The 17,416-nt window shown below is 68.7% G+C and carries 16 protein-coding genes and 2 pseudogenes; 10 read left to right on the top strand and 8 right to left on the bottom strand.

Features of this window, described 5'->3' with window-relative positions:
• A partial coding sequence (locus AB0924_RS31800) for a 3'-5' exonuclease (protein ID WP_366913248.1) occupies window positions 1-558 on the top strand: 558 nt, incomplete at its 5' end.
• A gap of 17 nt (window positions 559-575) precedes the next feature.
• On the opposite strand, the gene AB0924_RS31795 is transcribed toward AB0924_RS31800, so the two are convergent.
• Together AB0924_RS31795 and AB0924_RS31790 are read right to left on the bottom strand one after the other, a co-directional pair.
• Window positions 576-893 (bottom strand): hypothetical protein, encoded by a 318-nt coding sequence (locus tag AB0924_RS31795; RefSeq protein WP_366913247.1) that lies wholly within the window; start codon window positions 891-893, stop codon window positions 576-578.
• Between the two features lie 320 nt (window positions 894-1,213).
• A complete protein-coding gene (locus AB0924_RS31790; protein ID WP_366913246.1) occupies window positions 1,214-1,837 on the bottom strand; it encodes a hypothetical protein in 624 nt (207 codons plus the stop codon).
• 107 nt (window positions 1,838-1,944) lie between these two features.
• Here AB0924_RS31790 and AB0924_RS31785 point away from each other — a divergent pair, with 107 nt between their 5' ends.
• From AB0924_RS31785 to AB0924_RS31755, 7 genes and pseudogenes are all read left to right on the top strand, one after another.
• Window positions 1,945-2,394 (top strand): hypothetical protein, encoded by a 450-nt coding sequence (locus tag AB0924_RS31785; RefSeq protein ID WP_366913245.1) that lies wholly within the window; start codon window positions 1,945-1,947, stop codon window positions 2,392-2,394.
• 13 nt (window positions 2,395-2,407) lie between these two features.
• A pseudogene (locus tag AB0924_RS31780) lies at window positions 2,408-2,521 on the top strand (IS5/IS1182 family transposase); the annotation flags it as partial.
• A 121-nt stretch (window positions 2,522-2,642) separates the two neighbouring features.
• Window positions 2,643-4,049, top strand: a complete 1,407-nt coding sequence (locus AB0924_RS31775; protein ID WP_366913244.1) for a 3'-5' exonuclease — start codon at window positions 2,643-2,645, stop codon at window positions 4,047-4,049.
• On the top strand, window positions 4,046-4,729 hold the full coding sequence (locus AB0924_RS31770; protein WP_366913243.1) for a DarT ssDNA thymidine ADP-ribosyltransferase family protein: 684 nt from the start codon (window positions 4,046-4,048) through the stop codon (window positions 4,727-4,729). Before AB0924_RS31775 ends, AB0924_RS31770 begins: the two co-directional genes overlap by 4 nt.
• Before the next feature lie 22 nt (window positions 4,730-4,751).
• Window positions 4,752-6,482 (top strand): ADP-ribosylglycohydrolase family protein, encoded by a 1,731-nt coding sequence (locus AB0924_RS31765; protein WP_366913242.1) that lies wholly within the window; start codon window positions 4,752-4,754, stop codon window positions 6,480-6,482.
• A 61-nt stretch (window positions 6,483-6,543) separates the two neighbouring features.
• Window positions 6,544-6,963: a hypothetical protein gene (locus AB0924_RS31760; RefSeq protein ID WP_366913240.1), complete on the top strand. Its 420-nt coding sequence runs from the start codon at window positions 6,544-6,546 to the stop codon at window positions 6,961-6,963.
• Window positions 6,964-7,240: 277 nt separating this feature from the next.
• A pseudogene (locus tag AB0924_RS31755) lies at window positions 7,241-7,759 on the top strand (helicase associated domain-containing protein); the annotation flags it as partial.
• A gap of 740 nt (window positions 7,760-8,499) precedes the next feature.
• Here the strand turns inward: AB0924_RS31755 and AB0924_RS31750 are convergent.
• The 5 genes from AB0924_RS31750 to AB0924_RS31730 all read right to left on the bottom strand — a co-directional run bounded on the left by AB0924_RS31750 (window position 8,500) and on the right by AB0924_RS31730 (window position 13,841).
• Window positions 8,500-9,489, bottom strand: coding sequence for an aldo/keto reductase (locus tag AB0924_RS31750; RefSeq protein WP_366913239.1), 990 nt, complete (start codon window positions 9,487-9,489; stop codon window positions 8,500-8,502).
• 62 nt (window positions 9,490-9,551) lie between these two features.
• Window positions 9,552-10,799 (bottom strand): multidrug effflux MFS transporter, encoded by a 1,248-nt coding sequence (locus tag AB0924_RS31745; RefSeq protein WP_366913238.1) that lies wholly within the window; start codon window positions 10,797-10,799, stop codon window positions 9,552-9,554.
• 407 nt (window positions 10,800-11,206) lie between these two features.
• On the bottom strand, window positions 11,207-12,244 hold the full coding sequence (locus tag AB0924_RS31740; RefSeq protein WP_366913237.1) for an NAD(P)-dependent alcohol dehydrogenase: 1,038 nt from the start codon (window positions 12,242-12,244) through the stop codon (window positions 11,207-11,209).
• 59 nt (window positions 12,245-12,303) lie between these two features.
• Window positions 12,304-12,714 carry a cupin domain-containing protein gene (locus AB0924_RS31735; protein WP_366913236.1) on the bottom strand — a complete coding sequence of 137 codons (411 nt, stop codon included), beginning with the start codon at window positions 12,712-12,714 and terminating at the stop codon, window positions 12,304-12,306.
• A gap of 110 nt (window positions 12,715-12,824) precedes the next feature.
• Window positions 12,825-13,841, bottom strand: coding sequence for a zinc-dependent alcohol dehydrogenase family protein (locus tag AB0924_RS31730; protein ID WP_360664541.1), 1,017 nt, complete (start codon window positions 13,839-13,841; stop codon window positions 12,825-12,827).
• 262 nt (window positions 13,842-14,103) lie between these two features.
• Here AB0924_RS31730 and AB0924_RS31725 point away from each other — a divergent pair, with 262 nt between their 5' ends.
• Window positions 14,104-14,994 (top strand): helix-turn-helix transcriptional regulator, encoded by an 891-nt coding sequence (locus AB0924_RS31725; RefSeq protein ID WP_366913234.1) that lies wholly within the window; start codon window positions 14,104-14,106, stop codon window positions 14,992-14,994.
• A 354-nt stretch (window positions 14,995-15,348) separates the two neighbouring features.
• On the opposite strand, the gene AB0924_RS31720 is transcribed toward AB0924_RS31725, so the two are convergent.
• A complete protein-coding gene (locus tag AB0924_RS31720) occupies window positions 15,349-16,233 on the bottom strand; it encodes a helix-turn-helix transcriptional regulator (RefSeq protein WP_366913233.1) in 885 nt (294 codons plus the stop codon).
• 156 nt (window positions 16,234-16,389) lie between these two features.
• Between AB0924_RS31720 and AB0924_RS31715 the strand changes: the two genes are divergently transcribed.
• On the top strand, window positions 16,390-17,325 hold the full coding sequence (locus AB0924_RS31715; RefSeq protein WP_366913232.1) for an NADP-dependent oxidoreductase: 936 nt from the start codon (window positions 16,390-16,392) through the stop codon (window positions 17,323-17,325).
• Window positions 17,326-17,416: the final 91 nt, after the last annotated feature.

Below are 17,416 nucleotides of genomic sequence, written 5' to 3'. Positions count from 1 at the left end.
AACCGGCCGGACGCAGTGCTGTGCCGCACCAACATCGGCGCCATGGCCGAAGTCATGCGCCTGCTCACCGCCGGCCACCGCGTCGCCCTCACCCGGGGCGGGCAGCAGCTGGCCGCGCTCGCCCTCGCGGCCCGCGATCTCAAGGACGGCCGCCGCACCTCCCACCCCGAACTCGTACTCTTCGCCTCATGGGGAGAGTTGCAGGACTACGCCGCCCACGATCCTGCCGGTCGTGACCTGCAGCCCTTCGTCGACCTCGTCGACACGCACGGCCCCGACGCCATCCTCGCCGCCGTCAACCAGCTCACCGACGAGACCCACGCCGACGTGACCGTCTCCACCGCCCACACTGCCAAAGGCCGCGAATGGCCCACCGTCCAGATCGGCAACGACTTCCCACCGCCCAAGGACACCGACCAGCACGACGACCAAGGACGCCCCGTCCCGGAACCCGTCAGCGACACCGACGCCCGCCTCGCCTACGTCGCCGTCACCCGCGCCCGCCACCACCTCGACCTCGGTGGCCTCTCATGGATCAACCCCCACCCACCGCGCTGAGTGACTCAGCTTGTTGTTTAACCACAGGCGTTCGGCGAGGTCGAGGCAATGGTGACCTGAGCGGTCCAGGACCCGGGTTCCCGGGGCGGATCCCAGGTCACGTTGACGCGTACTTTGTGGAAGTCGTGTGCGAGTCCCATCACCATGGTCGCCGCGGCGGCCCGTGCCTCGGCTGGGTCAGCGGTGACCGGAACGTCGGCGAGATGCCCGCAGAGCATCCCCCCTTCCGCGGTGAGGACACTGTGACGCCAGCCTTCTGGCGTCGTGAGCAGGACGATGCCCTTCGGCATGCCGAAGGGAGGTCGTCTCTTCTTCTCCCGCTTTCGTCTGACCATGGAGGCATCCAACCTCGTCGGCTTACTGACGGTTCAGGGGGGGGAGCTTCAGGGCCCTCGGGGAGGATCGGAACGGTCAGTAGCGACATCTGGCCGATCTTGATTCAGGTTCGATGACTAGCCCTGTTTCTGCTGTCAAGGCCCCTACGGGGCCCGCACCGCCCGACCGCGCTGCATCCCTTCCACACTCCCCGGCTGCCGGACGCAATCCGCAGGCCGTGGAACGTGAAGAGGACGCGGTGCGCGCGGCGACCGCAAGAGACCCCTTGGCCCCCGCAGCCGTCAGACACGCAGCGCAGGACGACGCCCCGGACCGGACATCACGGTGCGAGGAAGACAACCCCGCTGCGGTCTTCCTGCATCCGGGCCACCCGGACAGCAGCGCCGAAGGCGATGCCACGGAAGTACTCCGCCTTCACCTGCTCGACCGGAATGATGTCCTCCTCCGCCACAGCCCTCAAGTGTGCCTTGACGCCCTTCTCCCACACGACGGCCGACACGCAGGGACGGGAGATCCACGCGTCGAAAAGGACCGCCTGGGCGATCTTGGCCTCGCCCTCGTGCGCCATGATCCGCTTCCGGACCTGCGCTTTGTCCTCCTTCTTCGTCCGGCCGACCTTGACGTACGACAGCTTCGAGCACATGGACCGGAAGAACAGGACGTACAGCCGGTCACCGACGACGTTGAGCGAACCCCCCTTGTACTCCAGGTCCCTCCACGACTGGTGCCGTACCGCCGCGACGACCTCCGCGGGCGGCAGACGCCCGGTGTCGAAGTAGTCGCCCAGCAGTACCTTCGCCGTCATGGAGTCCAGGTAAGGGTTCCTGTACTGCACGTTCAGCCTCGTCGTCGGCAACGCCTGCTGCTCCCACTGCGGCGCATCGGCGACGGATTGCTGCTCGTCGCCGAAGTACTGCTCGGTGTAGAGGTCCTCTTCTCGCATGTCCGAGATTGTGGTGCGGCAGCGCCGCCGGCAGAAGAGCACCTCGGCCAAGGGTCACTTGCCGGATACCCCGTCCCGGCAAAGGCGATGCCCCCTACAGTGCTCCCATGGCCTATGACGAAGAGACCGGGACCATCCGGGACGTGTTCGTGGTGGAACGCCCGGCTGGGACGAGCCTCTCGGATTCGAGCAGTCCCGGGGGAATCAGCGCCCTCCTGCGGGACGCCGCTAACGTGCTCGCTGGACACGCCGTGCTCTACCCGGCCGACGCCGAACTCGACGAGATCAAGGCTGAGGCGAGAGAAGAAGGCCGCCAGGAAGGCGTCGCGAACGGCGTAGTGATCGGCGTCGCCGCCACCGTCGCCGCCGCCGCGCTCGGTGCCGTCGCCGTGAAGGCCGCGCCGCACATCAAGAGCAAGCTCAACGGCCTCAGGTCGAAGCTGAACCGCAAGCCCGAGGACACCGCCGAGACGGGCCCCCTCCAGGCCGTGCCGGAACCGCCCGCCACGAAGGACGAGGAGCCCCCGCGCCGAAATCGGCACCTGCGCGTGGCGTGAACTCCAGATCGTCCTGGAGTTCGTCAAGCGCAGCGACGACGCCAAGGGCTTCGTCGTCCTGCCGCGCCGCTGGTGCGTGGAGCGAACACTGTCGTGGATCTGCCAGCGCCGGCGCTGCGTGCGCGACCCGTCCCTCGCCCGAACGGCGCCCGGGGCTTCCTGGGATGCGGTAGCAGCGAACTGCGCGAGTGGTCGGATGCGTGCAGATGGCAGCGAGATTCCCCCGACATCGGGCACAGGTGCACTTCGTGCGCCATACTGACGCGATGGGGGCGCTTCCAGAGCCGCAGGGCCAGCAGCGTGAAGTGGTGTATCTGACGGCGCAAGGCCATCTGGTGGTCCTGGGAACCGCAGGCAGCGGCAAGACGACCATGGCGGTACACCGTGCCCGCTATCTGTCCGAGGCACCGGGGATCGGGGGCCGGACGCTGCTGGTCACCTTCAACCGGGCGCTGGTCACGTACCTGCGGGCCATCGGGGCCTCCGGCCCGCATTTGACCGTGGAAAACTACCATCTGTTCGCCCGGGGCTACCTCAAATATGCGGCCGGGCAGCACGTCTCCATCTGCGCCAGCAAGCAGTCCCTGGTCGACAAGGCACTGTCCGAGGTCCGCAACACCAGTCGCCGAGCGGTGGCCAGCCGACCGCTGGGCTTCTTCATGGACGAACTGCACTGGATGGCCGGTCACGGCGTCACTGGTGAAGACGCTTACGTCAACGGTGCACGCCGGATCGGCAGGGGGACGGCCTTGGCCCCCGCGGACAGGGCGGTGGTCTACGACGTCTACCGCCGGTACATCGAGTTACGCACCCAGGCCGGGTACGGCCAGGACTGGGATGATCTGGCCTCCGTCGTCCTGGCGGCGCTCGCAGCGGATGCCACCGCTCGCCGCTACAAACACGTCGTGGTGGACGAAGGGCAGGACTTCACCCCCGAGATGATCCGCTCTTTGGCCGCAGCGATACCTGCCGACGGATCGTTGTCGTTCTTCGGGGACTACGCCCAGCAGATTTACGGCAGCCGAATGTCGTGGCACTCCCTGGGCCTGAGGGTGACCCGGCAGGTCGAGTTCGAGCAGAACTACCGCAACAGCCGCCAGATCGCCCAACTTGCCCAGGCCATCTCTGACATGCCGCACTTCCGTGACGAGGTCGACCTGGTCCAGCCTAAGGCTCCAACCGCTGACGGCCCTCAGCCCACGATCGTCACAGCCGCCAGCAAGGTGGAACAGATCCGCCGCGCAGCGGAGTTCGCCAACGGGTTGGCAGCAGACCAGCAGGTCGCTGTTCTCATGCGCACCCGCGGGCACGAGAACGAGCTGGTGCGTCACCTCGATCCGCGGCACCGCATCAGCAGGCTGCACCGGGACTTGACCGTGTGGCCGCCAGGTCCAGGCGTGTACTACGGCACCTACTCGGCGGCCAAAGGCCTGGAGTTCGACTCGGTCATTCTGCCGCTGTGTGACGCGGATGAACTGCCCAAGGCCTCCGAGGTCGAGTCGCACGGGCTGGAGGAGGCCAAAGCCCGCGAGGCGCGCCAGCTGTATGTGGCGGTGACTCGTGCCCGCACCGGATTGATCATCTTGCGCTCGGGCGCGTTGACGCCTCTGCTACCCGACGAAGCGTCAGATCTCTTTCTCAGGCTCGCGTCATGATCGAGATCTGGGCCGAAGCACAGCGCCGTGGGATCACGCGGCTGTGTCACTTCACCAAGTCCGCGAATCTGGCCCACATCCTGGCCACCGGCGAGATACGCGATGCGGTGACCCTGCGGGCGGGCACTGAAGGGTTCAGGCCTACAGACCTGGCACGTTTGGACGGCTACCCAGACCACGTCAACTGCAGCGTCGAGTACCCCAATACCTGGTACCTGGACCGGGCCAGAGCCGAGGATCCGCACTTTAAGGATTGGGTCGTTCTGCTCCTGGATCCTGCACTGCTTGCCCTGCCGGGAGCGAAATTCTGCCCCTACAACGCTGCTCGAGGCCTAGGAGGCGGCATCAGCAGCGGTTTTGCCGCCTTCGCTGCTCTGTTCCAAGCCACCGTTTCCGGGAACGCTAGGCGGACCCGCACCGCCCGGCATCCCGACTGGTGGCCCACCGACGACCAGGCCGAGGTCCTGCTCCCCGGCCCGATTCCGCTCAGCCACGTGCACGGCGTCGTCGTGAAGGACGCTGCGCAGGCCGAGCTTGAACGCTACCGGCTCACTCAACACCTCGACATGGGCACGGTGTTACCGCCGCTGATCATCGCCCCCGCCCTCTTCGACAAGTATCTGCTGAGCCAGACCGTGCGGGCCGGACACCGCCCCGCGGAGCTCCCCTTCCTCCCCTGACCGACTCTGGCAGAGTGACCCCGTGAACCGTGAACCGCAGCCGCATCCCTGGCTTGATCGTGCCGTCGGCATGGTGCTGGCTGCCGCGGTCGGCGATGCCCTGGGCTGGCCGTACGAGCGCCGAGACCGCACCCGCCGCCTGCCTGCGGACAGCGGCCCCAATCAGTTCGTCGCCTGGGAACGCATGGCGGGCAACCGGTTTCGGCCGTTCACCGAGGTGGTCAAGGCCGGTGACTACAGCGACGACACCCAGATGATCATCGCGGTCGGGCGAGCCCTGCTCACCGCCGGCGACGAATGGCTCACCTGGCTACAACGAGTCGAATGGCCTCTCCTACCGTCCTACGAACGCGGCGCGGGTGCCAGCGTCAAACGTGCCTGCAAAGCCTGGGCCCAGGGACGTTCCCCGTGGACCGTCGCTGGCAGCGACGTGCGCAAGTACTTCGACGCCGGCGCCAACGGTGCCGCGATGCGGGTAGCGCCGCACGTCATCCGCCATCACACGGACGCCCGGTTCGACGACCTCGCCATCGAGGTTGTCCGCGACGCCGCCACCACGCATGGCCATCCCCGAGCACTCCTCGGTGCCATCGTCCACGCCCACGCCTTGTGGCTGAGCATGCGCCAGCCCGCCCCCTTGTCCTACGGATGGCTGATCGAGGCACTTCTGGACAACGCCGCGCAGTGGCAAAAGCCGATCTTCGAGTCCCTGGCGGACGAGTGGAAGAACCGCGCTTCGCACACACTTGAGCACCCCTTCGACCGGCTGTGGCTGACCACCGGCCGCGAAGTCGAGGAGCTCCTCGCACTCGCGCACAAGGAACTCAGAGGCGGCGCTGTCAGCGCACCGAGCGTCTTCCTGAAGTCTCAGGGCCTCACGGGCAAGTCCCGCGGTTCCGGGACCCTGTGCGCCGTCGCAGCCGCCTACCTCGCCGCCCGCTCAGCCGCCAGCCCGGAGCACGCCCTCACCTCCGCTGCCCGTCTGGAGGGTGCGGACACCGACACTCTTGCCTCCATGACGGGCAGCCTGCTGGGAGCAGCACTGGGACAAGAATGGCTGGGCTCCAACGGACGCAACATTCAAGACCGACCCTTGCTGGTAGCTCTCGCACAGGACCTCCTGGTGCCATCCTTGCCACCTCGCCTGCAGCCACCCTCACCACAGCAGGCTCGCGCGGCGCTGGCAGAGTTCAACGACCAACTGGCCGACGCCGTTCCGGGAAGCGTTATCCCCATGCCCTACCAGCGCACCGCCCAGGTCAAGGACCACGAAGAAGCAAGTGCAGGGCAATGGAAAGCACGCCAGGCCCTGCTGCTCACCGACGACGGGCAACAGCTGCACCTCCTGCATTCCGTGCACCGTGCCACGCCCCCGCAAGCCACGCATCCGGGTCCGCCCAACGCACAACTCCAGGGCGCCTATCTCGCCGTGACCGACGTCCAGCGCGTGCGGCAGGTCCTGGACCTGGTCTTCGGCCTTCACCCAGACCGCTATGGGCAAACCTGGGTCGCCTACGGCAACCTCGTCATCGCCGAGGACGCCTCCCCCGTTCCTCCTCCGGCCTCAGCGCCACGCGCACAGCTGCGCCTGACGTCCGAGCGTCCGCAGGAGATCTGGCAACGCGCCCAGGAGCACGATTTGCCGGGCTCGGTGGACAACAGGCACACCAACTTCCTGTTGCACGTGGACCCCTGGCTTACCGTCACCCTCAACCGGCCAGGACACCGCCCGGCTTCCGAGCGGCCCGACTGACGTCGCACGACCTCGCGGGCCAGCTCACGGCGCTGCAGAACACCAGCATGGCTTCATATGCGTGGCCGAGAACCTGCCCAAGCCATCCCACACCCCGATGGCAGCCGCTGCCCTGCAGGTACTCGACAAGCTGCGCCTGCACTGCGTCATCACGACGGAACGCTGGCTGCCCGAGTGCGGCCGCATCGTCGAGCACTGGCGCACCCGGCAGGAATGCTCCGCCAACGAGGCTCCGCAGATGACCACCATGCTGGGCGATCTGAACAACCCCATGCGCGTCATCCGCCCCGACTTCGACCGGGTCCGCCACTCCGCCGCCGAGGACACCGACAGAACGCCAGGGGGTGAACCACAGGCAGACCTCCTCGAGTTGGCCCATGAAGTGGTTCGCCAACATCCGCATGCCGCAGCACGTCCAAATCATCGCGGACTTGCTGTCCCGGGCCGGCGCCTCGCGTCTCGGTTCAGGCCCCACAAGTGACCTCAACTACGGCCAGGCGCAGGGGCCGTAACCCTGGCGGCGTGCACGACAGGACCGCCATGGCCAGCGAACCCGCTACGTTCCCCCAAGGCCCAACACCTCTGACCAGCACAAACCCCGCACCCGCTATAGCAGTCGGCGTGAGAATGACCTGGCCTTTCGTCACCCATGTCAGCAACAGGTGAGCACCATCCGTCAGTGCCAACTACCAGGTCACCGAGGCTGTACCACTGACATTCAGATGACGATGCCCAGCTGACACTTCCCCGCAGACTGTCACCAGGGATACCGGGTCGGGCTCTGGCTGAAGAACCAACGAGCAGCCGCCCGGCGAGCGGCGGAGAACGAACAGCGGCGCGCCGAAGGGCTGCCCGCGGCGTCGACGGCCGGCACACTGCCGCAGGAGCGGCGCGAGCAATTGGACGACATTCACCCCGCATGGTGCCCCGCCTGGCCCATCGAATGGCAACGCTGCTTCCACCTCACCCGACAACACCTCGACACCGGCGGCACACCCCCCACCAAGCCCGGCCTGGTCGTGCACCAAGGCGAAGACCTCGGCCGATGGGTACGGGCGCAGCAGCTCGGCTTCGACAACCTCACCAGCGCCCAGCAGTGGCTGTGCGAGCACGTCCTCGGGATCGAGCCCGCAGCCGACGACGAGAAACCGGCACCGCGGCGCAGCCAAGCCGAAAAATGGGCCCTCAACTACGCGGCTGCCCGCCAGTACTACGAGCTTGAGGGGCACCTACGGGTGCCGAGGAAGTGGGTTGAGCGGATCATCGTCGGCGGCGATACGGACAGCGGGAACGACGGCGAGAAGGTGGAGCCGGAAGAAGCGCCGGCAGGTGGCGCGGTGGACGCGAGTTGCCCGGCGGTGATGAGGGTGGTCGGGATACCACGATGCGCCGTGCGCGGTCAGCGTCGCCTCTTCCGCGACGCTCGGGGGCCTCGTCCAGCGGGTTGGCGACCTTGCCCGGCATGTCGTCGAGAGTGACCGTCAGCTCCGGGATGGCGAGTGCAACCACCCAGTCGGCCCTGTTGTCTCAGGAGATATGACTCCCCCCTGGCCGCCGCCCTGGAATTACTGCGACGTAACGACGCCGGACCCGTGCTCTGGCGCGCGGATCGGCAGTCACACGAAGTGCCTGGCTCACCTCACACCCGCCGACCGTGCCGCCTACCTGGCCGGCCTCGTCCCCGGTGCCGACATCAACCTCCGTGGCACTCGCATCACCGCTGCGCTTCTGGGCCAACTCCTGGACGACCGGGAGCGCGGGCAGCGCGTCCGGCCCCCATTCCTCGGCGGGGGGGGCGATGTGCAGTTCGTCTGCTCGGGCGATTCGCTCAAGCGTCTCAGGAGGCCAGGTGGTCATGGGGCGCTCTCCTTCGGAAGTGAGACTGTGGTCTGCTCAGCTGTTGCGGAGGTCGCGGCGGCGACGAGTGCAGGATTGTCCGACCCGCTGGCGCGTGATGCCGGCGCGCCGCCACCCGACTCCTGTCAGCCGGTGAAGGCGGCAGGGCTCGTCGTTCTGGTTACCAGGCGTACGCCTCGGGGGCTTCCCCTCCGGGGCCGGGCCAGATCTCGTCGAGCCGGCGCAGCATGTCCTCGGACAGGGTCACCTCAGGCGCGTGCAGGTTCCTGGCGAGCTGATCGGTGGTGCGGGGGCCGACGATCGTGGCGGTGAGGACGGGATTGTGCAGCAGCCAGGCCAGCGCCACGTCGGCGGGCTGTTCGCCGATCTCGTCGCACAGCGCCTCGTACGCCTCCAACTGCGACCGGTGCCGCTCGATGGTCTGCTGCATGTGCGGCGCAGTGCGGCGGCCGCCTTCGGTCTTCTTCAGCACTCCGCCGAGCAGGCCGCCGCCCAGCGGGCTCCAGGGCAGCAGGCCGATGCCGTAGTGGCGCAGCGCGGGGATCACTTCGAGCTCGATGGTGCGGGCGGTCAGGTTGTACAGGCTCTGCTCGGAGACCAGGCCCATGAAGTGGCGGTTGGTGGCGGCGTTCTGCGCGGTCGCGATCTGCCATCCGGCGAAGTTGCTGCTGCCGGTGTAGATCACCTTGCCCTCGCGGACCAGTTGCTCCATCGCCTGCCAGATCTCCTCCCACGGGGTGGAACGGTCGATGTGGTGCATCTGGTAGAGATCGATGTGGTCGGTCTTCAGGCGGCGCAGGCTGTCTTCGGCGGCCTTGCGGATCTTGTAGGCGGAGAGGTACTTGTCGTTGGGGCCAAGGCCCATGGGCTGGTAGAGCTTGGTCGCCAGCACGATCTGCTCCCGGCGGCCTCCGCCCTGAGCAAGCCATCGGCCGATGATCTCTTCCGACAGTCCGTAGCCTTGCTCCATGTCGGGCGACTGGGGTCCGCCGTAGACGTCGGCGGTGTCGAACAGGTTGATGCCTGCCTCCAGTGCGGCGTCCATGATTTTGAAGCTCTCGGCCTCGTCGGTGACGTCCCCGAAGTTCATCGTGCCCAGCGCGAGGCGGCTGACCTTCAGCCCGCTGCGTCCCAGATGTGCGTACTGCATGCTGTCTGTCCTTTCGTGGGGGGCGGGTAGGGATGCCTACCCGTGCCGTGCGTGACAGGGGGTCAGGAGGTGGCTGTCACCCGGTCGACGGGCTGCCCGCCGGCCTTGAGGTGCTGCGCGGCGCGGGTGTGGGGGCGGACGGCGACGGCGTGGACGAGCGCCGCGAGCGTGGCGCAGGTGAGGGTGACCAGACCAAGCGGGAGGGCGGTCGCGGCGCCGCCGAGACCGACGAGCGGGGCGGCGATCCCGCCGAACGCGAAGCGCGCCATGCCGAGCAGCGAGGAAGCGGTACCCGCGATCTCGGGGTAGTGGGCGAGAGCCAGCGAGGTGGAAGGCGGGGTGGTGGTGGCCACGCCGCTGACCATGACGAAGAGGGACAGCACCATCGCGGCCAGCGGCAGGTGCAGCGCCGCGGTCATGAGCAGGCCGGCCGCGCCCAGCAGGGCCATGGCCAGGCCCAGGACGAGGGTGCCCTTCTCCGACCAGCGCTCCGAGAGCCGTCCCGCGACGAAGCCGAAGACCATGAATCCGGCGGAGTTCAGCCCGAACGCGAACGAGTAGCCCTGCGGGGAGAGCCCGTAGATGCCCTGCAGGACGTAGGTGGCGCCGCTGAGGTAGGCGAACAGGGCCGCGTTGACGAAACCGGTGATCAGGACCGCGCCGACGAAAAGACGGTCGGACAGCAGCCGGCGGAAGTCGCGCCCGCTCTGGGCCAGCCCGCCGCCGGTGCGTTCCTGCGGGGGCAGGGTCTCGCGGAAGACGGTCAGGCAGGCGATGAGGATCACGGCGCCGAGCAGGGCGAGGAAGACGAAGATGCCGCGCCAGTCGGTGAACGCGGCGAGCTGGCCGCCCATGACCGGGCCGACGATCGCGGCGAGGCCGCCGATCACGGTCAGGCGCCCGTAGTAGCGCACCAGCTTGCCGCCGGAGTACAGGTCGCGTCCGGCGGCCTGGGCGATCACGATGCCCACCGCACCGGCCAGACCCTGCACGAAGCGGGCGGCGACCAGCGACTCGACGCTGGGGCTGAACGCGCACAGCGCCGACGTGCCAATGTAGGCGACGGCACCGGCCAGCATCGGACGGCGCCGGCCGAACCGGTCCGACAGGGGCCCTGCGACGACCTGCCCGAACGCCAGACCCAGCAGACAGGCGGTGACGGTGAGCTGCGCGGCCGACGTCGAGGCGTGCAGCTCGCCGGTCAGGGCGGGCAGCACCGGCAGATAGAGGTCCATCGAGATCGGCCCGAAGACGGTCAGCAGCGCGAGAACGACGGCCAGGGCACGGCCGGCGCTCCGCTCACGCGGCATGCTCAGGGACACAGGGGCAGGCACAAGAATCCAATCCAGCAAGGGGTGAGAACACGGACACATCTGCGGCGTCCAGACGTCGGGCCAATCCCGACCGCTTCCACACAACCGCGTTCCGCGACAGTCAGGAAGTCACTGTCCAGGGGTGCATCCGCAGTGCACCCCTGAACAGTCACGCCCCTGACCAGGAGGTTTGCTCCTGTGTGGCTGCTCCTGCGTCCGGCCGGCCTCTGTCGTGGCTCCACGCTCGGCCGCGGTAGTCGGCGAAGCCAGCGCAGGCTCCAGCCGTGCATCGGCCGGGCGCTGCGGAGCACCCGCGGTCGCTCCGAACGGCGCCGTGTACGGGCCTTTGCCCTGCATACAGCGCGCTCAGCGTCGTCGGCCGGCCGCGCAGGTAACTCAGCGGTTCAGGCGAGGGTGCTGGCGTCGATGACGAAGCGGTAGCGGACGTCGGAGGCCAGCACGCGCTCGTACGCTTCGTTGACCTGGTCTGCGGAGATGATTTCGACGTCGGCGCCGATGTTGTGCTCGCCGCAGAAGTCGAGCATCTCCTGGGTCAGAGCGATGCCGCCGATCATCGAACCGGTCAGGATGCGCCGGGCGCCGAGGAGAAATCCGTTGACGGCCAGCGGCCCCGGAGCGGCGCCCACGCTGACCATGGCGCCGTCGAGGGTCAGCAGACCCAGGTAGGCGTTGACGTCGATGTCGGCACTGACCGTGTTGATGATCAGGTCGAACCGGCCCGCGAGCTCGCTGAAGGTGTCCGGGTCGGAGGTCGCGTAGTAGTGGTCGGCACCGAGCCGGAGCCCGTCTTCCTGCTTCTTCAGCGACTGCGACAGCACCGTGACCTCTGCACCCATGGCGTGGGCGATCTTGACGGCCATGTGCCCGAGGCCGCCGAGGCCGACGACGGCGACCTTCTTGCCCGGGCCAGCGCCCCAGCAGCGCAGCGGGTTGTAGGTGGTGATGCCCGCACAGAGCAGCGGTGCGGCGGCGGCCGCGTCGAGGTTCTCGGGGACGGACAGGACGAAGTCGGCGTCGACGACGACGTGGGTGGAGTAGCCGCCCTGGGTGTTGGTGCCGTCCCGGTCCTCGCTGGCGTAGGTGAAGACAGTGCCGTTCACGCAAAACTGTTCGTCGCCGCCGCGGCAGGGCGGGCACTGGCCGCAGGAGTTGACCATGCAGCCGACACCGACGCGGTCGCCGACGCGGTGCGTGGTGACGTCGGCACCGACTTCGGTGACGGTGCCGACGATCTCGTGTCCGGGGACGACGGGAAAGGGCTGGGGGCCCCAGTCGCCGTTGACGGTGTGGATGTCGGAGTGGCAGATGCCGGCGTACTCGATGGCGATGAGGACGTCGTTGGGGCCGACCTCGCGGCGTTCGATGGTGGTCGGCGCCAGGGGCTGACCTGCGGCAGGGGCTGCGTAGGCGTTGACACGCATGGGGAGGGTGCTCCTCGTTCAGGGCTGGAGGGTGGTGGGGTGTGTTTCGGGCCCGGGTGTCAGTCGGCGGCCGGAGCGGCGGCGTATTCCTCGTCGGTGACAGGGGCCATCCAGTGCACGACGTCGTGGTCGGCGTCCCCTTCGTTGATGGCCAGGTGGACCATGAGCCGGTTCGGCGCGGCGCCGTGCCAGTGCTCCTCGTCGGCTTCGAACAGGACGCGGTCGCCGGGCCGGATCACCTCGATGGGTCCACCGCGGCGCTGGCACAGGCCCACGCCTTCGGTGACAAAGACGGTCTGGCCCAGCGGGTGGCGGTGCCAGTGGGTGCGGGCGCCAGGCATGAAGTGCACCAGGTTCGCGGTGACCCGGGACGGGGCAGGGGCGGCGGCGACGGCGTCGATGTAGACGTCACCAGTGAACCAGTCGGCCGGTCCCTTGACGGTGTCGAGCGAGCTCCGGGTGATCTGCACGTTTGTTCCTCTGTTCTGAGCGTTGCGGGCAGGCAGTGTGTGAATGCGCCGGCGGGTTCCGCGTCGATGCGCGCGCGGGGTGCCTGGCGAAGGCCGGATGTGCGGGCCTGTCAGGGCTTGAGGAGGGTCTTGATGGCGCGGCGTTCGTCCATGGCCTGGTAGCCCTCGGCGACCTGCTCCAGGGGCAGGGTGAGGTCGAAGACCTTGCCCGGTTCGATGCGGCGGGTGAGGACGCGGTCGATGAGGTCGGGCAGGTAGCGGCGCACGGGGGCGGGACCGCCGCGCAGACCGACGTGGGAGAAGAACAGCTCCTGCCCGTCGACCGCGACCTCGTGCGGCACGCCGACGAAGCCGACGCTGCCGCCGGGCCTGGCGGAGTGCAGAGCCTGCCGCATGGCCTGAGCGGTGCCGACGCACTCCAGCACGCTGTCGGCGCCGATCCCGCCGGTCATCTCTTTGATCCGGGCGATGCCCTCGTCGCCACGCTCGGTGACAATGTCGGTCGCACCGAACTCCAGGGCCAGCTTCTGGCGCGAGGCGTGCCGGGACATGGCGATGATCCGCTCGGCACCCATCTCCTTCGCCGCGATCACCGCGCACAGCCCGACCGCGCCGTCACCGACCACCACGGCGGTCGAGCCGGGCCTCACCTCGGCGGCCTCGGCAGCCCACCAGCCGGTGCCCATCACGTCGGAGACGGCCAGCAGACCGGGCCACAGCGCCTCGTCCGGAATGTCGTCGGTGGCGACGAGGGTGCCCTCAGCATTGGGGATCCGTACGTACTCGGCCTGGCAGGTGCTCATGAACTCACGGTTCAGGCAGTTCGACTGAAAGCCGTTGCGGCAGTTCGCACAGGTGTTGTCCGAGGTCGCGAAGGAGCCGACGACGAACTGGCCCGGTCCGACCGAGGTGACCTCGGATCCGACCTCCTCGACGAAGCCGACGTACTCGTGGCCCATCGGGTGTGCCTGCTCGGTCGGCTCGGCGCCCCGGTAGGGCCACAGGTCCGAGCCGCACACACAGGTGACCGCGGTACGGATGACCGCATCGGTGGGCTTGAGGATCTTCGCGTCGTCAAGGGTCTCGAAACGGATATCGCCGGGGGCGTGGATCACTGCTCCGCGCATCAGAGTGGTTCCTTACATTCCGTACTCACAGGGGTGTGGTCCGGGCGGCTCGGTCGCCGCGGACCAGGTCAGGCAGTCTCCGGGGCAGAGGCGCAAGCGCGCTGCCGCGGTTGTCGGAGGTGCGTCCCAGGAGGGTGTCCGCCGTTCGAAGGGGTGACTGCTTCTCCAGGAAACCGCTCTACCGCGGGCGCAGCGAGTTACCAGTGAGGGGTGTATTGGCAGTGCATCCCTTTCACGCCGGTCGGGCCGTACCGTCGAAGGCATGGACAACCGTGAGGAGGTCCGCGAGTTCCTCACCTCGCGGCGAGCGAAGATCAGCCCCGAGCAGGCAGGACTGCCCTCGGGTTCCCGCCGGCGCGTGCCCGGGCTGCGCCGCAGCGAGGTCGCGGCCCTGGCCGACATGAGCGTCGAGTACTACGCCAAACTCGAGCGCGGCCATCTCGCCGGCGTCTCCCCAACCGTCCTCGAAGCCGTCGCCCGCGTGCTGCAACTCGACGACGCCGAGCGCGCCCACCTGCTGAACCTGGCGCAGGCCGCCGACGGCACGGACGTCCTCACCCGGCCCCGGCGTCGCCACGCCAAGGGCCGGCAGCAGGTCCACCGCAGCCTGCAGTGGACGCTGGACGCGATCACCGCCGGGCCCGCGGTCGTGTGCAACGGCCGGCTGGACATCCTCGCCTCGAACCGGCTGGCTCGCGCCTTCTACACCGACCTGTTCGCGAACCCGGCCGACCAGCAGAACCTGGCGCACTTCCAGTTCCTCGACCCGGCCTCGCGCCGGTTCTACCCGGACTGGGACCTATTCGCCGACATGGCCGTGGCCAACCTCCACGCCCAGGCCGGCCGCACCCCGCACGACAAGGACCTACACGACCTCGTCGGCGAACTGTCGACCCGCAGCGAGGAGTTCCGCACGCGCTGGGGCGCGCACAATGTCCGCCGGCACGGCACCGGCACCAAGCGGTTCCACCACCCGACGGTCGGCGAGCTCACCCTCGCCTACGAATCGCTGGACCTGGCCGCCGATCCCGGGCTTCACATGACCGTCTACGCCGCCGAACCCGGCTCCCCCTCCGAAGAGGGACTGCGCCTGTTGTCCTCCCTCGCCGCCACCGAGGACAGCACCCCGGACGTGCAGCACACGACCGGTTGAAATACGAAGACGCAGAACACCGTGACGACGCTCAGTCACAACCACCGTGGCTAAGCGCCGTTACTGGCGCCGTTGCCAAGTGGAGCGCGCAGTTCGTTGCCTGCGCCAACTCCCACCCGAACACGACCGGAGGCGATAGCCACGGTTGTCCCTGGCCACACGACGTGGCTCCCTCTGGGTGCTGCTCGCGGCGTACACGGCGCCGGCGGTCACCCCTAGCGGTGAAGGCTCCCGCCCCAGGGGCTCACTCGGCAGCTCCGAGGAATGCGTCGTCCCGAAGGCACGCCAAGGAGCCCGCAGCGGGGCGGGAACCCGGTCTTGGCCCTCATGCCTACCGTCAGGCAGGCGCGCGGTTCAGTTGGTGGACGGGATGTCGGTGCCCTGGGCTTGATCCTGGCCTGCGGTGGCGGACCAGCTTGCGAGGAGTTTGAGGGCGTCTTCGGCGGCGCTGTTCGGGGGTGCGCTGTAGACGACGACGCTGAGCCCGTCTTCGAGCTGCATGCTTTCGTGGTCGAGTTCCAGGTCGCCGACGACGGGGTGGCGCAGGCGTTTGGTGCCCTCGCGGAAGACGTGTACGTCGTGGGAGCCCCACATGGTGCGGAAGATGTCGCTGCGGGTGCACAGCTCACCGATGAGGTTCGACAGTTCCTTGTCGTAGGGGTTCTTGCCGGCGGCGACGCGCAGGACGCCGACGGATTCGTGGGTGACGCGTTCCCAGTCGGTGTAGAACGGGCGGGCCGCGGGGCTGAGGAACGCGAAGCGGGCGCTGTTGGCGCCGGTGGTGGGGTCGGCGTACATCGGCGCGAACAGGGCCCGGCCCAGCGCGTTGGTGGCGAGGTTGTCGAGGCGTTCGTTTTTCACGAACGCCGGTAGGTGCGGCATGCCCTCGATGATGCGCGTGACGCTCGGCCGCACCACCGGGCGGGACTCGCGGCGCTTGGCCTGCGCCCTGGGGGCGGGCCCGGCGGCACGGGCGAGGTCGTACAGGTGCATGCGCTCGGTGTCGTCCAGGCGCAGCGCCTGGGCCAGGGCGTCCAGGACGCTGTCGGAGACGCCCTTGAGGTTGCCGCGCTCGAGGCGGGTGTAGTACTCGACGCTGACTCCAGCGAGCATCGCGACCTCGCCGCGGCGCAGTCCGGGCACCCGCCGCTGGCCGTACACCGGCAGTCCCGCCTGCTCGGGGGTGATCTTGTCGCGGCGGGAGCGGAGGAACGCGCTGACTTCATCCCGGTCGTCCATAGCGCCAGGGTAGGGAGTGTTTGGAGCGGGTGGGGGTCCCTGCCAGTACCCCTCACGGCGCGGACTCCCACCCTGCGGCCGGGGTCGGTTGACTCGGTGATGCCGACGGGAGCGTACCGAGCCGTACGCCCGAGATCACTGAGAGTGGAGCCTTTCATGAAAGCCGTGGGACTGACTGACTTCGGCGGGCCGGAGGTGCTGCGGGTGCTGGACCTGCCGGTGCCCGAGGCCGGTCCCGGACAGATCCGCATCCGGGTGCGCGCGGCGGCCGTCAATCCGGTCGACGCCCTGGTGCGCCGGGGTATCGCGCACGTCTCCGGCATTGAGGCGCCCTACGTGCCCGGGATGGACGCGGCCGGCGTGGTCGAGGAGATCGGCGAGGGAACCGACACCGACCTGCAGATCGGTGACCGCGTGATGGCGGTCGTGGTGGTCTCCGGCACCCATGGCGCCTACGCGGAGCACATCGTCGTCCCCGCCGAGTCCGTCGTGCGTATCCCGGGAGGCCTGAGCGACGCCGAGGCCGCGACGCTGCCGATGAACAGCCTGACGGCCCGCATGGCACTGGACCTGCTCAATCTGCCCGCGGGCGCGACCGTAGCCGTCACCGGTGCCGCCGGCGCGGTCGGCGGCTCCGCGGTCCAGCTGGCCAAGGCCGACGAGTACCGGGTGATCGCGGATGCGGCGCCGAAGGACGAGCAGCTGGTCAAGGGCCTGGGTGCCGACGTGGTCCTGCCGCGCGGGGCCGAGTTCCCGGACCTGGTGCGCCAGGAGGTGCCGGGCGGCGTCGACGGCCTGATCGACACGGCGGGCATCGCCGAGCAGGCGCTGCGTGCGGTGCGCGACGGCGGGCGGGCCGCATCCTCCTCCATCTCCAGTGCGAACACCGGTGAACGCGGCATCGCCACGCAGAACACGTTCGTCCCGCACTACGCCCGCAAGCACGCCAAGCTCGTCCGCATCCAGCAGCTCGCCGACGAGGGACGGCTCGTCCCGCGCGTGGCGAAGACGCTGCCTGCCGAGGAAGCCGTCGAGGCGCACCGGCTGCTGGAGGCCGGCGGCCTGCGCGGGCGCGTCGTCCTCACCTTCTGACACCACACGGCGAAGCCATCGCCCTCACGTGCCGCACCCTGCACGTTTCCGACGGCGGCGCCCCCTGTCCCTGTTCATCTTCAGCCATCCG

This window comes from Streptomyces sp. NPDC047869 (assembly GCF_040704065.1).
Taxonomy (GTDB): Bacteria; Actinomycetota; Actinomycetes; order Streptomycetales; family Streptomycetaceae; genus Streptomyces.
The sequence above is the reverse complement of the archived record's forward strand: the minus strand, read 5'-3'. Positions and strand labels throughout refer to the sequence as shown.

Excerpts from the sequence above, each read along its gene's own strand:
- AB0924_RS31795 (WP_366913247.1), bottom strand. The coding sequence starts at position 893 with ATGGTCAGACGAAAGCGGGAGAAGAAGAGACGACCTCCCTTCGGCATG.
- AB0924_RS31790 (WP_366913246.1), bottom strand. The coding sequence starts at position 1,837 with ATGCGAGAAGAGGACCTCTACACCGAGCAGTACTTCGGCGACGAGCAG.
- AB0924_RS31785 (WP_366913245.1), top strand. The coding sequence starts at position 1,945 with ATGGCCTATGACGAAGAGACCGGGACCATCCGGGACGTGTTCGTGGTG.
- AB0924_RS31770 (WP_366913243.1), top strand. The coding sequence starts at position 4,046 with ATGATCGAGATCTGGGCCGAAGCACAGCGCCGTGGGATCACGCGGCTG.
- AB0924_RS31750 (WP_366913239.1), bottom strand. The coding sequence starts at position 9,489 with ATGCAGTACGCACATCTGGGACGCAGCGGGCTGAAGGTCAGCCGCCTC.
- AB0924_RS31745 (WP_366913238.1), bottom strand. The coding sequence starts at position 10,799 with ATGCCGCGTGAGCGGAGCGCCGGCCGTGCCCTGGCCGTCGTTCTCGCG.
- AB0924_RS31740 (WP_366913237.1), bottom strand. The coding sequence starts at position 12,244 with ATGCGTGTCAACGCCTACGCAGCCCCTGCCGCAGGTCAGCCCCTGGCG.
- AB0924_RS31730 (WP_360664541.1), bottom strand. The coding sequence starts at position 13,841 with ATGCGCGGAGCAGTGATCCACGCCCCCGGCGATATCCGTTTCGAGACC.
- AB0924_RS31725 (WP_366913234.1), top strand. The coding sequence starts at position 14,104 with ATGGACAACCGTGAGGAGGTCCGCGAGTTCCTCACCTCGCGGCGAGCG.
- AB0924_RS31720 (WP_366913233.1), bottom strand. The coding sequence starts at position 16,233 with ATGGACGACCGGGATGAAGTCAGCGCGTTCCTCCGCTCCCGCCGCGAC.
- AB0924_RS31715 (WP_366913232.1), top strand. The coding sequence starts at position 16,390 with ATGAAAGCCGTGGGACTGACTGACTTCGGCGGGCCGGAGGTGCTGCGG.